The 12,834-nt window shown below is 65.5% G+C and carries 12 protein-coding genes; 7 read left to right on the forward strand and 5 right to left on the reverse strand.

Annotated elements, in window-relative coordinates; all coding sequences use genetic code 11:
- Window position 1: 1 nt before the first annotated feature.
- From egtD to HGK27_RS04960, 4 genes are all read right to left on the reverse strand, one after another.
- On the reverse strand, window positions 2-991 hold the full coding sequence (gene egtD, locus HGK27_RS04945) for an L-histidine N(alpha)-methyltransferase (protein ID WP_206239204.1): 990 nt from the start codon (window positions 989-991) through the stop codon (window positions 2-4).
- Window positions 992-1,228: 237 nt separating this feature from the next.
- Entirely contained in the window at window positions 1,229-2,776 is a 1,548-nt protein-coding gene (locus HGK27_RS04950; RefSeq protein WP_206239206.1) for a DHA2 family efflux MFS transporter permease subunit, read from the reverse strand.
- A gap of 2 nt (window positions 2,777-2,778) precedes the next feature.
- Window positions 2,779-3,924 (reverse strand): HlyD family efflux transporter periplasmic adaptor subunit, encoded by a 1,146-nt coding sequence (locus HGK27_RS04955; RefSeq protein WP_206239208.1) that lies wholly within the window; start codon window positions 3,922-3,924, stop codon window positions 2,779-2,781.
- The gene (locus HGK27_RS04960) at window positions 3,917-5,407 is read right to left on the reverse strand and encodes an efflux transporter outer membrane subunit (protein WP_206239210.1); all 1,491 of its coding nucleotides are present in this window, start codon (window positions 5,405-5,407) and stop codon (window positions 3,917-3,919) included. The genes HGK27_RS04955 and HGK27_RS04960 overlap by 8 nt, the downstream gene beginning before the upstream one ends.
- Before the next feature lie 106 nt (window positions 5,408-5,513).
- Between HGK27_RS04960 and HGK27_RS04965 the strand changes: the two genes are divergently transcribed.
- Window positions 5,514-6,149 (forward strand): TetR/AcrR family transcriptional regulator, encoded by a 636-nt coding sequence (locus HGK27_RS04965; protein WP_206239212.1) that lies wholly within the window; start codon window positions 5,514-5,516, stop codon window positions 6,147-6,149.
- Window positions 6,150-6,256: 107 nt separating this feature from the next.
- On the opposite strand, the gene tenA is transcribed toward HGK27_RS04965, so the two are convergent.
- Window positions 6,257-6,928, reverse strand: a complete 672-nt coding sequence (gene tenA / locus HGK27_RS04970) for a thiaminase II (RefSeq protein ID WP_206239214.1) — start codon at window positions 6,926-6,928, stop codon at window positions 6,257-6,259.
- Between the two features lie 282 nt (window positions 6,929-7,210).
- On the opposite strand from tenA, the gene HGK27_RS04975 reads away from it, so the two are divergent.
- From HGK27_RS04975 to HGK27_RS05000, 6 genes are all read left to right on the forward strand, one after another.
- The gene (locus tag HGK27_RS04975; RefSeq protein WP_206239215.1) at window positions 7,211-7,810 is read left to right on the forward strand and encodes a hypothetical protein; all 600 of its coding nucleotides are present in this window, start codon (window positions 7,211-7,213) and stop codon (window positions 7,808-7,810) included.
- 121 nt (window positions 7,811-7,931) lie between these two features.
- Complete coding sequence (locus HGK27_RS04980) at window positions 7,932-8,489, forward strand: peroxiredoxin (protein ID WP_206239217.1); 558 nt, start codon at window positions 7,932-7,934, stop codon at window positions 8,487-8,489.
- A 60-nt stretch (window positions 8,490-8,549) separates the two neighbouring features.
- Window positions 8,550-9,785 carry a protein-disulfide reductase DsbD family protein gene (locus HGK27_RS04985; protein WP_206239219.1) on the forward strand — a complete coding sequence of 412 codons (1,236 nt, stop codon included), beginning with the start codon at window positions 8,550-8,552 and terminating at the stop codon, window positions 9,783-9,785.
- Window positions 9,786-9,867: 82 nt separating this feature from the next.
- Complete coding sequence (locus HGK27_RS04990; RefSeq protein WP_206239221.1) at window positions 9,868-10,479, forward strand: RNA polymerase sigma factor; 612 nt, start codon at window positions 9,868-9,870, stop codon at window positions 10,477-10,479.
- Window positions 10,472-11,122 carry an NrsF family protein gene (locus tag HGK27_RS04995; RefSeq protein ID WP_206239223.1) on the forward strand — a complete coding sequence of 217 codons (651 nt, stop codon included), beginning with the start codon at window positions 10,472-10,474 and terminating at the stop codon, window positions 11,120-11,122. Before HGK27_RS04990 ends, HGK27_RS04995 begins: the two co-directional genes overlap by 8 nt.
- 122 nt (window positions 11,123-11,244) lie before the next feature.
- Window positions 11,245-12,822, forward strand: coding sequence for a SulP family inorganic anion transporter (locus tag HGK27_RS05000; protein ID WP_274617174.1), 1,578 nt, complete (start codon window positions 11,245-11,247; stop codon window positions 12,820-12,822).
- The last annotated feature ends 12 nt before the right edge of the window (window positions 12,823-12,834 follow it).

Below are 12,834 nucleotides of genomic sequence, written 5' to 3' on the forward strand. Positions count from 1 at the left end.
GTCAGCCCCGTGCGCGCAGGAGGTGAAGGCTGAACCAGCGCCGTGGATCGGTCCAGACGGTATCGACATCGAAGCCCGCGCTGGCCGACAAAGCGGCGAATTCGCTCACACTGTATTTGTGGGAATTTTCGATATGCACCGCCTCACCGGCTGCGAAATGGAACAGGTTGTCCCCCACCGTCACGCTCTGCGCTTCCTGGCTGACCAGCGAGATTTCGATATGGCCGGGGTCTTCCATGTAACGCGCGCGATGGTGGAAGCGGGAGGTGTCGAAATCGGCGCCCAGCTCGCGGTTGGCGCGCGCCAGCACATTGAGGCTGAATTGCGCGGTGACGCCCTGCGCATCGTCATAGGCGCGTTCCAGCGTGGGGATGTCCTTTTTCAGGTCCACGCCGATCAGCATCATTGCATCAGGCGACAATCTCTGCCGCCAATGAGCGAGGAAATCGCGCGCCTCGGGCCGCTCGAAATTGCCGATGGTCGATCCGGGGAAGAAGCAGAGGTCGCGCGCCTGCGAGGCCGGCAGGTCCAGTTCGCCCAGATAATTGCCGCAGACCGCCGTGACGGGCAGGCCCGGATAGCGCTGCTCGATGGCCTCTGCCGTGGCGGCCAGCGGCACGGGCGAAATGTCGAGGCAGACATAGGCCGCAGGCGGCAGGCCCTGCGCATGCAGCGCATCAAGCACAAACTCCGCCTTGCCGCCCGATCCCGCGCCCAGTTCGATAAAGCGCACGCCCGCGCCGATGCGCCGTGCCATCTGCGCGGCATGAGCGCGCAGCAGCGCCGTTTCGGTGCGGGTGGGGTAATATTCGGGCAACAGGCAGATGTCGTCGAACAGCTTCGATCCTGCCTCATCATAAAGGAAGCGGCAGGGGATCGCCTTGTCTGGCTTGGAAAGCCCTTCGATCAGGGCTTCGAGAAAGGGCGATGGCGGGTCGGGCTGGATCTGGAAAGCGGGTAAGGGGGAAAGGGCTTCGATCAGATCGGGCATGCCTGGCGCCTTCTGCTTGGGGCGCCGAAGCATCCCGGTGGCTGCGGTGGACCGCTTGCATAATGCTTTACGAACGGGGAGCCGATTAAGTTCCGTTCAGCTTTCACATGTTGACCGCGTTTTCCGAGCCGCCGGGCTGGACGCCCGGCTTGAAAAGGCTCTGACGCAATCAGGCCCGGCTCCACCGAATGGGGAACCGGGCCTGACGCGGGGGGCTCGTGAATGCGGTTAATGCGGTTAATGCGCGGCGCTGGTGTCCACCTTGCCGCGCGGACGCGGTGCCAGCCAGATGATCAGCGCCGAGCCAAAGAACAGGAAGGACGAGGCCAGGAAGATATGCGTCGTGGCCACAGCCGTGCTTTGCGTGGCGATCTGCTGCTCGATCATGCCCCGGATCTGGCCGAGCGAGAAGCCCGCCGTATCCAGCGCGTCACGCGTCGGCCCGCTGTTCATCTGGGAGACCAGCTCGTTGCGCGAAATGCGCGAGTCACTGTCCCATGCCGTGGTGACGATGGAGGTGGCCACCGCGCCCGAAAGCGTGCGCAAGAAGCTCATCACACCGGCGGCAGAGGCGGTTTCCTCCGGGCTCACCGCGCCAAGGGCAATGGTGGTCACCGGCACGAAGAACAGCGGCAGGCCGATGCCCTGAAGCAGCTGCGGGAAGGCAAAGGTCCAGAAATCGCCGCTGCTGTTCCAATGGGCGCGCATCAGCGTGGTGACGCCCAGCCAGGTGATGCCCAGGAACACCAGCAGGCGCGGATCGACCCGCGTCACCCAGCGCGCCACCAGCGGAGACACCACCACTGCCGACATGCCCGAGAAGGCCGTGACATAACCGGCATAGGTGGCGGTATAGCCCTGCGAAGACTGCAGCCACTGCGGAATGATCACCGCCGAGGTGAAATAGGTGCCGAAACAGGCCGCCATGGCCAGTGTCGCCACGGTGAAACCGCGATGGCGCAGCACCTTGAGGTCCACCACCGGATGCTTTTCGGTAAACTCCCAGGCACAGAAGACCAGAAAACCGATCGCCGCCAGAATGCCCAGGCTCAGGATGAGGTTGTTGTTGAACCAGTCACGGTCATGCCCAAGATCCAGCATGATCTGCAGGCAGGCGACCCAGCCCACCAGCAGCGCCAGACCGACCTTGTCGATGCGGGCCGCAACCGTGGGCGTTTCCGCCGCGCGCAGATAGCGCATGGAGATGAACAGGCAGACCGCCGCCACCGGCAGGTTGATGAAGAAGATCCAGTGCCATGACCAGTTGTCGGAAATGGTGCCGCCAAGGATCGGGCCCAGAATCGGCGCCGTCACCGTGGTCATCGCCCACATGCCCATCGCCGCGCCGTGCTTCTCCTTGGGGAAGATGCGCAGCAGCAGGGTCTGCGTCAGCGGCATCAGCGGGCCGCCGCAGAAGCCCTGACCCAGACGGCAGATCACCAGCATGGGCAGGGTGGTGGACATGCCGCACAGCGCGGAGAACACCGCAAAGCCGGCCATGCCCATGATGAAGGTCTTCACCGCGCCATAGCGCTGCGAGAGGAAGCCTGTCAGCGGCACGCAGACCGCTTCGGCCACCGAATAGGAGGTGATGATCCAGGTGCCCTGGCTGGAGGAAATCGCGAGACCGCCCGCGATATGCTCCACCGAGACGTTGGCGATGGTGGTGTCGAGCACCACCATGAAGTTGCTCAGCGCCAGCGCGAAGGCCGCGATCAGCAGGGATGAGCCCTGGAGTAGCTGATCGGGCGGCAGCGCCGGCTTCGACGAAGCCGGTCCAGCCATGGTCAGTTCCCGCTTGCGATGTTGATGTCAGCGTCCATCGACAGGCCGACGCGCAGGGGATGATCCGCCAGCTCCTTGGGATCGAGCATCACGCGCACGGGCAGGCGCTGCACGATCTTGATCCAGTTGCCGGTGGCGTTCTGCGCCGGGATCAGCGCGAAGGCCGAACCGGTGCCGCCCGAGAAACCGGCGACCTTGCCATGGAACACCACGCCGCTGCCGTAGAGGTCGGAGGTCAGCTCGACCGCCTGGCCGGGCTTGACCTTCTCCAGCTGGCTTTCCTTGTAATTGGCATCGACATAGAGCGCGCCCACCGGCACCACACGCATCAGCGTGTTGCCCGCGGCCACGCGCTGGCCGACCTGCACCGCGCGGCCCGAGACCACGCCATCGATGGGCGCGCGGATCACGGTGCGCTCCAGATCCAGCTTGGCCTGATCGACCTTGGCCTGCGCCGCCAGCACATCGGGGTTGTTGGTCAGCGTGGTGCCGCTGATCAGCGCATCGGTGGCCGAGAAGTTGCCCTGTGCCACGCCCTTGTCCGACCCGGCCTGCGCCACGGAGGCGCGGGCCTGCTCAAGGCTGGCCCTGGCAGCGGCGAAGGCGTTGGTGGCGATGGTCAGCTCGTCGCCCGAAACGGCACCCTTGGGGGCCAGTGTGCGGCGGCGATCCAGATCGATCTTCGCCTTGTCATAGGCGGCCTGTGCCGAGGACAGCTGGGCCTGAGCGCTGACGATCATGGCCTGACGGGCCTTGATCTGCGTGGCCAGCGCCTGTCCGGCAAAGGTGGTCTGCCCATACTGGCGCTTGGCCTTGGCCAGATCTGCTTCAGCCTGATTCAGGGCGATCTGCGCGTCACGCGGGTCGATGCGCACCAGCACATCGCCCTTATGGACGACCTGCGTGTCCTGCACATTCACCTCGGCGACCTGCCCGGCCACCATCGGGGTGATGGTGGCGGTGTCGGCGCCGACATAGGCGTTGTCCGTGGTGACATGGCGGCTGCCGATCAGCACATACCAGCCACCCGCGACCAGCCCGGCCACCACCACAGCGGCGGCAATGCCGGTGAGCAGCTTCTTGCGCTTTTGCGTGCGGGCCGCATCGTCCTGAGACTGCGAAACGGAGTTGAGATCGGCTTCAGCCATGGGTTGCATCCTTGGGGGCATTTGCGGCTGCAGCCGCTGAATGGGGGGTGTTGTTGGCGACGGAGGCACTCAGCCCGCCGCCCAGAGCGCGCACCAGCGCGACATCCAGTGTGAAGGCACGCGCCTGAAGGTCGGCATGGGTGCGCCGCGCGGTCAGCACGGCTTCCTGCGCCGAAAGCACATTGAGATAGGTGGAGAGACCGCCTTCATAGCGCATGCGGGCCACCTCATAGGCCGCCTCGGACTGGGTGAGGGCCTGTTGGCTCTGCTCCAGCCGCTGCGTCAGCATGGCCTGGCTGGCCGCCGCATCCGCCACATCGTGGAAGGCGGTGGCGACGGTCTTGTCATAGGTGGCGACCGCCTCGTCGAAGGTCGAGCGGGCCGAGCGATACTTGCCCTTGATCTCGCCGCCATGGAAGATCGGCAGGGAGATCGAGGGGCCGATGCCGCCCAGCAGGGTGCTGCCCTGCACGAGGTTTTCCAGCCCGATGGCGGGGTGAGCCGCCAGCGCGGTGATCGAGACGGCGGGGTAGAAACCGGCGCGGGCCACGCGGATCTGCTCGTCATCGGCCTTCACACGAGCGAGAGCCGCCGCGACATCGGGGCGATGGGCGATGAGATCGGTGGTGATCCCGGCAGGCAGGCCGCGCGCGGTGATCTGCACGGTCGGGCGGGCGATGGCCAGGCCGCGATCGGGGCCCTTGCCCAGCAGTGCGGCCAGCGCATTGCGGGTGAGGGTGATGTTTTCGTCGATCTGCAGCAGCTGTTCGCGCGCGGCGGGCACGGCGGCCTGTGCCTGCTTCAGTTCCGCCTGCGTATCGAGCCCGTTGGTCACGCGGTCGGACGTCAGCTGCGCCTGCGTTTCCTTCAGCTTGATCGAGGCTTCCTGCACATCGCGCTCGGCATAGAGCCGGGCGAGATCGGCATAGGAGCTGGCGATCGCCGTGGAGAGCGTGAGGCGTGCCTGGGCCACATCCAGCTCGGCGGCGGTGCCGTTCAGCTTGGCGGCGCGCAGCGCGGCGCGGTTCTTGCCCCACAGATCAAGGTCGAAGCTGAGCTGCAGCGCATCGGCGCCCACGCCGCTCCAGCCATCGGCCAGCAAGCCGCCGGGGAAGTCCTTGGCGTAGGTTTCCTGGCCGATGATATGGCCGTCCAGCTTGGGCAACAGAGCGGCGCCCTGCTGCTGCACCGTGCCCTGTGCCTGATGCAGGCGGGCGACGGCGGTGGCGACATCGGGGGCGCCTTGCAGGCCCTCGGCAATCAGCGCGTCAAGCTGGGGATCGCCATAGGCGTGCCACCAGTCCTGAGCGGGCCATTGCGCGTCAGCCGTTGCGGCAGCGCCCAGCGTTTGCTGCGCTGCAAAATCGGAGATGGGGGCGGGCGCCGGCTTGGGAGGCAGCGGCGGCACGCTCACGCAGCCAGCCAAAAGGACCGGCAGCAGGGCGGAGAGGATTGTGGTGCTGCGAAGTGGGGGGTGCTTCATAAGTTTTACCGTACTGTGGGGTACGCCTCATATCTGCCTCAGGAATGGGCTTGTCAACCCATAATGATACTATATAGTACGGCATAACGAATGTATGGATACGAGTATGAGCAAAAGAGAAGAGCGCCGGGGAGAGCGGCGCGCCACCATTCTGGAAACCGCCGGCGCGTGCTTTCTGGAACATGGCTATGCCGGCACCACCATGTCAGCCGTGGCGGCCCGTCTGGGCGGTTCCAAAGGCACGCTGTGGAGCTATTTTTCCTCGAAAGAAGAGCTGTTTGCGGCCTGTATCGAAGAAAAGACCGAGATCTTCCGCGCCGAATTGGTGCAAGTGCTCAATCCCGGTGCGCCGCTGCGCCCGGCGATCGAGGGTTTCTGCCGCCGTTTCATGGCCAAGATCCGCGAGCCGCAATCGGTTGCCCTCTATCAGCTGCTCTGCGGTGAAGGCACGCGGGCGGGCGAGGCGAGTCGCATTTTCTATGAGCGCGGCCCCGGCGTGGTGCAGGCGCTGCTGGTGGCCTTTCTGAGCGGCCATGAGGCAGGCGGGCGGCTGAGCGGCGGCACGCCGCTGGAAATGGCGCAGGTGCTGATTTCGCTCTGCACCGGCATCTCGCATCAGCGCGCCTTGCTGGGGCTGACCTGCCCGCAGGGCGCCACGCAGCCGCCGCCGCCTGAAAAGATCGCCGATCTGTTCTTCCGCCTCTATGCGGTGAATGAGGCCGAGGTGAAGCGCGTCGCCTGAAGCTGATGGCGCGTTTGGACACGGCGATCGATGAAACACTGCCCGATCGTCGGGAGACGTCATGGGAGCGCGAGGGGGTAACCCCCTCGCACCTTCTCTTTTAAGGCTTAATCGAACCCCACCGGCCAGCCCGCGCGGCGATAGGCCGAATCCCAGAACATCCATTCAAAGCGCGTCGCATTGCGGAAGGCTGTGGCCATGCCTTCGCGGATCGCGGGCGAGGCCTGCGCCGCGGCCTCATCCACCAGGGCGCGCACGCGATCCGTCGCCTCGCCGAAGGAGGGGGCGGCATAGGTGTCGATCCAGGCGGCATAGGGATTGGGCGAGACGGCCTGCGGCTTGATCGCGCAGCCCACCTCCCAATAGACCCAGAAGCAGGGCAGGATGCCCGCGATCAGCTCTTCATAGCTGCGCGTGACGGCGAGGCCTGCCAGATAGCCGGTGTAGCCAAGGCAGGCGGGTGAGGGTTCTGCCGTCTGCACCATGGCAGGGGTGACGCCGAATTGCGCGAAAAAGCCCTGATGCAGGATGTCTTCCACCTGTACGGCCACCTTGGCACCGTCGGAGAATTCAAGGCGCCCGGCAGCGGAGGGCGCGCGGGCGGCGGCGATGGCCAGCACGCGGGCATATTCGGCCAGATAGAGGCTGTCCTGCAGGATATAGTGGCGGAAGCTGTCGGGATCGAGCGTGCCATCGGCCAGTTCGCTCAGGAACGGCTGGGCGAGGATGGCCTGCCGCAGCGGGGCCAGTTCGTTCCAGATCGTGTCGCAGAAACTCATCAGCCGTGCCTTTCCCGTTCAACCTGCCGGGGCGCATGCCCGAGCGTTTTCGCCGTGTCGATGATGCGCTGTGTCGATGGCGAAAAAAAAGCCCGGCAGAAGCCGGGCCTTGGAAAGTTTGGGAGAGGATGCCTGAAAGGCACGTCCTTTATTGCGATGCAGCGCGAATGTTGCAAGTGCGAAAAGTGAAACAGTCGATGCGCAAATTGGAAAGATGGATCGGCGGGGCCAGCGCTGAGAGCCTCTGGCGTTGTGGCGGCAGGGGCGTTAGAGGCGCCCGCCATGACCAAAGCGCCGATCGCCCGAGACCTCGCCCAATTGGGCAAATTCGTAGCCCTGCATCACGGCTGGGCCGCCGCCAAAGCCTTCAAATCCTCCACCCTCAGTCCTGCCGATGGGGAAGCGGTGGCCAAGGCAGGCTTCGATCTGCAGCGCATCTTTCCCGCCACGCCCGATGAGGCGCCGCTGATCAGCGCGGCGCTGGCCGTGCGGCTGGAAGATGCACTTTCCGCACCGGCTTATGTGGTGGCCGGAACGCTGGCGGTGGAGGGCGTGCCCGTGCTGGGGAACCGCCTTGCCTTCGATCCGGCGGCGGCCTTCGCCGGCGAGACGCCTGCTTTCAACGGCCATGTCTGGCTGATGGTGGGCGATATCATCATCGATATCGCGCTGTTTCGTCTGGCCTATTCGGCGCAGGGGCCTGCTACTCTCTCACGCCATGTGGATCTGGCCTTCGGCCCCGGCAAGGCGCTGTTCGTCGACCGCTGGAAGCATGCCGCGCGTCTGGGCCTGAATTACGAGCCGCATTATGTACTGAGCAGCGATGAAGTGACCCGCCTGATGGGCGGCGCTTTCCATGCCATCAAGGCGGCTCAGGGCTAAAAGCACTCCAGCGAAAAAATTTCGAACCGGGACCGCAACTTTTCATCCACGCCCGTCGAACAGCAGGATGGGGACTGGCGCGACACCGCAGCCGGCCCCATCGCTTGATGGGAGCATCGTGATGAAAAATTTCGCTCGTGGTTTCGCTCTGGCTCTGGGTGGTTCGCTGGCGCTGATGGCGGCCATGCCCGCCGCTGCCGCGCTGCAGGTGGGCGAAAAGGCCCCCGATTTCACGCTGAAGGCCGCGCTGGGCGGCAAGGAAATGCCCTTCTCGCTCAAGCAGGCGCTCAAGAAGGGCCCTGTGGTGCTCTATTTCTTCCCGGCCGCCTTCACCCCGGGCTGCACCATCGAGGCCCATTCCTTCGCCGAGGCGACCGACAGCTTCACCAAGCTGCATGCCACGGTGATCGGTGTGACGTCGGGCAACATCGACCGCGTCGCCGAATTCTCCAAGGTGGAATGCCGCAACAAGTTCGCCGTGGCCGCCGACCCTGACGCCAAGATCGCGGCGGAATACAAGAACCAGATCAAGTTCGGCGACAAGACCCTGTCTGACCGCACCTCTTACGTGATCGCGCCCGATGGCAAGATCCTGCTGGCCTACACTGACCGTAATCCGGAAGAGCATATCACCAAGTCGCTGGAGGCCGTGAAGGCCTGGCGCGCGAAGCACTCGTAATGCCGGCTGTGCCGGCTGGGCATTCCTAAGACTCGCGGTTGGTGAAGAAGGCAGGTCCTTATGCTCGTAGCTCTGTTGTCCGCATTTCTGGGCGGATTGATCCTCAATCTGATGCCCTGCGTGTTTCCGGTGATCTCGCTCAAGATCATGGGGCTGGTGCGCCATGGTGACGAGAATCCGGGGCAATTGAAGGCCGAAGGGCTTGCCTTTTTCGCCGGCGTGATGGTCGCCATGCTGGCGCTCTCGGGCGCGCTGATCGCGGCGCGCAGCGGAGGCGCGGCGGTGGGCTGGGGCTTTCAGCTCCAGTCCCCGCTGGTGATTGCCGTGCTGGCTTTGGTGATGCTGGGAGCGGGCCTCAATCTGGCGGGCCTGTTCGAGTTCGGTCTGGCGATCCAGAAGATCGGGCAGGGGAGTGGCAAGCGCTCCGGTCCGCTGGGCGCCGCGCTGACGGGCGTGCTGGCGATTGTGGTCGCCACGCCCTGTTCCGGGCCGTTTATGGCGGGGGCGCTGGGCTATGCTCTGGTGCAGCCGCCGCTGGTGGCTCTGGGGATTTTCGCCGCGCTGGGGCTGGGCTTTGCCGCGCCTTTCACGCTGATTTCTTTCGTTCCCGCGCTGGCCAAACGCCTGCCCAGGCCCGGCGCATGGATGGGCACGGTCAAGGCGGTGATGGCCTTCCCGATGTTTGGCGCGGCGGCATGGCTGACATGGGTTCTGGCCCAGCAGGCAGGCAATGACGGCTTGCTGGTGCTGCTCTCCAGCTTTGTGGCGCTGGGCTTTGCGGCCTGGCTCTATGGCATGGGGCAGAAGCGCCGCATGATGGGGCAGGGCTTTGGCGGCTTTTACGGCGGGGCAGGCGTGGTGGCGGCGCTGATTGCCGTGGCCATTCTGCGCCCCGCAGGCGGCATCCCCGTCCATGCCGAGGCGAGCCCCACGCTGGCCGATGCCGCGCCCACGGCATGGTCGCCGGAAAAGGTTGCGGCCTTGCGCAAGCAGGGCAAGCCGATCCTGATCGATTTTTCCGCCAGCTGGTGCATCACCTGTCAGGTCAATGAGAAGACCACCCTGTCCACGGCGGAGGTGAAGACCGCGCTGGCCCGCACCGGCACGGCCTATATGGTCGCCGATTCCACCAAATTCGACGCCAAGATTCAGGACGCCATGGCCGCCTATGGCCGTGACAGCCTGCCGCTGACCGTGCTGTACCCCGCCGATGGCAAGGAGCCGGTGATCCTGCCTCAGGTGCTGAGCAAGAGCCTGCTGGTGGATGCTTTGGACAAGGCCTCCGGGAAAGCGTGAAATGGCGCTTGCATCCGCCTTGCCTCTTGCCGCAGATGCCCGGATTGGCTGTGGAGCCGGGCGACGGGTCAGGGTGAGCAATGTGTCGGCACGCGATGGCATAGGTGACAACGGCGACCGTAAAGGCAGGGCGATGGGGCGGGCCGAGCCCGTCCTGTGGCCCGCGCTGATGCGCAAGGCGCAGGACGGCGATGGGCAGGCCTATCGCCTGCTGCTGGGCAGCATGATGCCCGCGATCCAGTCACTGGTGCGCCGCCGTGTGTTCGATGAGGCGCTGGCCGAGGATGTGGTGCAGGATACGATGATGACGCTCCATCGCGTGCGCCACACCTATGATCCGGCGCGGCCGATGATGCCGTGGATCGCGGCGATTGCCGCCACCCGCGCTGTGGATGCGCTGCGCCGTCAGGGCCGCGTGCAGCGCCGGGAAATCTGGGATGAAACCGTGCTGGCGATGGAACTGGACCCCGATGCGAGCGCGCGCATGGAAGATTTCGCCGTGCAGGGTGAGGTGAGTCATTTGCTCTCAAGTCTGCCCGCCCGGCAGCGTCAGGCGGTCGAGATGGTGAAGTTGCAGGAGATGAGTCTGGATCATGTCGCGCAGGCCACCAGCCAGTCGGTGCCGGCCTTGAAAGCCTTGTTGCATCGTGCCTTCGCCAAATTGCGCCAGAATGGAGTGGGCGACAATGGCTGACTTTGGGGCTGATTCCGCCGCCAACCATGATCTGATCGACCAGCTGAGCACCTCGCTGACGCCGGTGCGGCGGCCTCGCCCAGCGGCGACGCGGGCGCTGGGCTGGGCGGCGCTGGCGCTGCCTTGCGGTTTTCTGACAACGCGGCTGATCCCGCATTACCATCCCGACTGGCATGCGCCGGAGATGGGCTGGGCGATGATCGAGATCCCGCTGGCGCTCGGCATCGGCGTAACGGCATTGATGCTGGCGTTTCAGGCCAGCATTGCCGGGCGTGGAACACGCGGGCGTGGCTGGCTGACGGCTCTGGTGCTGGCGTGGCTGGCGATCAGTGTCGCCAATATCGCGGTGTCGCCTTATCACCCTGTCCGGATCGGGGCGGGGATGTATTGCTATACCTTCATGATGCTGGCCAGCGCGCCGATCATGCCGATGGTCATCTGGGCGCTGCGCCGCACCCGGGCCTTGCGCCCCGGCCGCGTGCTGGCGCTGGCGGGGACGGGCATTGCCTTTATGGTCGCCGGGCTGCTGGGCTTCTGCCATCCCGGAGGGCTGCATCCGGTGGATTTCGCCATGCATCTGGCGGCGGGGCTGACCATCGTGGGCCTGACCACATTGCTGGGGCGCCGCCTGATTGCCGTCTGAAAGGAAGGCCTGAATTCAGGGCTTGGCTTCAACGCATTCCGGCGGCACACTCCCGCTCTTGAGCACGACACAAGAGGGGGAGGCCTATCCGTCTCAATGCAGGCCATTCATGGGGCGATCTGCTGACAGGCCTTGCCGTGGCCGGGCTGATGCTGCCCGAGGGCGTGGCCTATGCTGGACTTGCAGGCCTGCCGCCGGGCCGGGCGCTGGCCGCGGGCATTGCCGGAGGGCTGGCCTACGCCCTGGTCGGTCGCAGCCGCTTTGCGGTGGTCTCGCCCACATCATCGTCCGCGGCCATTCTGGCGGCGGCCATCGGCGGGCTGGCCACCAATGAGCTGGCCGCTGGCGTCGATCGCGGCGCTTTGGCGACCATGCTGGTGGCGCTGGTCGGGGTGATCTTTCTGGGGCTGTCGGTGTTCCGGCTGGGCAGTCTTTCGGCCTTTATCTCGCGCCCCGTGCTGCATGGCTTTGCCTTCGGGCTGGCGATCACCATCATTCTCAAACAGCTGCCGCCTCTTTTGGGTGTGAGCAGCCCGGGCGGCCCGATTTGGACGATGGTGCCAGGGTTGATCCGGGCCTTGCCTTCCACCAATCTGCCCAGCGCAGCCATCGGCCTGATGGCTTTGGGGGCCATTCTGGCGTTGCGCCGCCTGCCGCAGATCCCCGGGGCGCTGCTGGTGATTGTTGGCGGCATCGTGCTGGGCTCCACCGCCGCGCCCGAGTTATGGCATATCGCGCTGGCAGGCCCCGTAACGCTGACCATGCCGAGCATCGCCCTTCCGCCGCTCAGCCTGCTGCCGCGCCTGTTCCAGCTGGCCGCACCGATTGCGCTGATCCTCTTTGCCGAGAGCTGGGGGACGATGCGCTCGCTGGCCCTGAAGCATGGCGATCCGATGGATGCCGACCGGGAACTGGGCGCGCTGGGCGTGGCCAATCTGGCCGCCGCCGTGGCGCAGGGCATGCCGGTGGGGGCGGGTTTTTCCGCAGGCTCGGCCAATGAGGCGGCGGGGGCGACCAGCCGTATCGCCGCTGCGGCCGGGTCGGTGGCGGTGCTGCTGCTGGCGTTGTTTGCCTCCGGCTGGATCGCGCGCATTCCCGAGGCGGTGCTGGCCGCTGTGGTGATTGCGGCGCTGACTCATGCGCTGTCTCCGGCGCCCTTGCGGCGGCTGTTTCAGATCAAGCGGGATGGCTGGATCGCGCTGGCTGCCGCGCTGGGGGTGCTGCTGCTGGGCGTGCTGAACGGTATGCTGGCGGCGATTGCGCTCTCGGTGGGGCACTTGCTCTATGCGCTGGCGCATCCCTCGATCAGCGCGCTGGGGCGGGTGGGGCAGAGCCATGATTTTGTCGATATCGCCCGGCATGAGGATGCCAAAGTGCCTGTCGATGTTGCCATTTTCCGCCCCAATGCCCCGCTGATCTTCGCCAATGCCGAGGGCACCTTGCGCGCCATCGACACCATGGCCCGCGCCAGCAAGGCCCCGCTGGTGGTGCTGAGCCTTGAGGAAAGCAACGATCTCGACAGCACCGCCATCGATGCGCTCTCTGAATTCGCGCAGGGCCTAAGCGCCATCGGCAAAAGGCTGGTGCTGGCCCGCGCGCATGACCGGGTGCGCGATGTGCTGGTCGCTGCCGGCCTTGGCGATCTGGCCAGTCATTCCGCCTACAGCGTGGCAGACGCTGTGCAGCAAGCTCAAGCCTGATGGAGATGTGAA

The sequence above is a fragment of the Novosphingobium terrae genome, assembly GCF_017163935.1.
In the GTDB taxonomy this organism is placed as follows: Bacteria; Pseudomonadota; Alphaproteobacteria; order Sphingomonadales; family Sphingomonadaceae; genus Novosphingobium; species Novosphingobium terrae.

Bases quoted from the DNA above. Each gene is read 5' to 3' on its own strand.
- HGK27_RS04995 (WP_206239223.1), top strand. From the start codon at position 10,472: ATGGCTGACTTTGGGGCTGATTCCGCCGCCAACCATGATCTGATCGAC.
- HGK27_RS04975 (WP_206239215.1), top strand. From the start codon at position 7,211: ATGACCAAAGCGCCGATCGCCCGAGACCTCGCCCAATTGGGCAAATTC.
- HGK27_RS04950 (WP_206239206.1), bottom strand. From the start codon at position 2,776: ATGGCTGGACCGGCTTCGTCGAAGCCGGCGCTGCCGCCCGATCAGCTA.
- tenA (WP_206239214.1), bottom strand. From the start codon at position 6,928: ATGAGTTTCTGCGACACGATCTGGAACGAACTGGCCCCGCTGCGGCAG.
- egtD (WP_206239204.1), bottom strand. From the start codon at position 991: ATGCCCGATCTGATCGAAGCCCTTTCCCCCTTACCCGCTTTCCAGATC.
- HGK27_RS04985 (WP_206239219.1), top strand. From the start codon at position 8,550: ATGCTCGTAGCTCTGTTGTCCGCATTTCTGGGCGGATTGATCCTCAAT.
- HGK27_RS04955 (WP_206239208.1), bottom strand. From the start codon at position 3,924: ATGGCTGAAGCCGATCTCAACTCCGTTTCGCAGTCTCAGGACGATGCG.
- HGK27_RS04960 (WP_206239210.1), bottom strand. From the start codon at position 5,407: ATGAAGCACCCCCCACTTCGCAGCACCACAATCCTCTCCGCCCTGCTG.
- HGK27_RS04965 (WP_206239212.1), top strand. From the start codon at position 5,514: ATGAGCAAAAGAGAAGAGCGCCGGGGAGAGCGGCGCGCCACCATTCTG.
- HGK27_RS04980 (WP_206239217.1), top strand. From the start codon at position 7,932: ATGAAAAATTTCGCTCGTGGTTTCGCTCTGGCTCTGGGTGGTTCGCTG.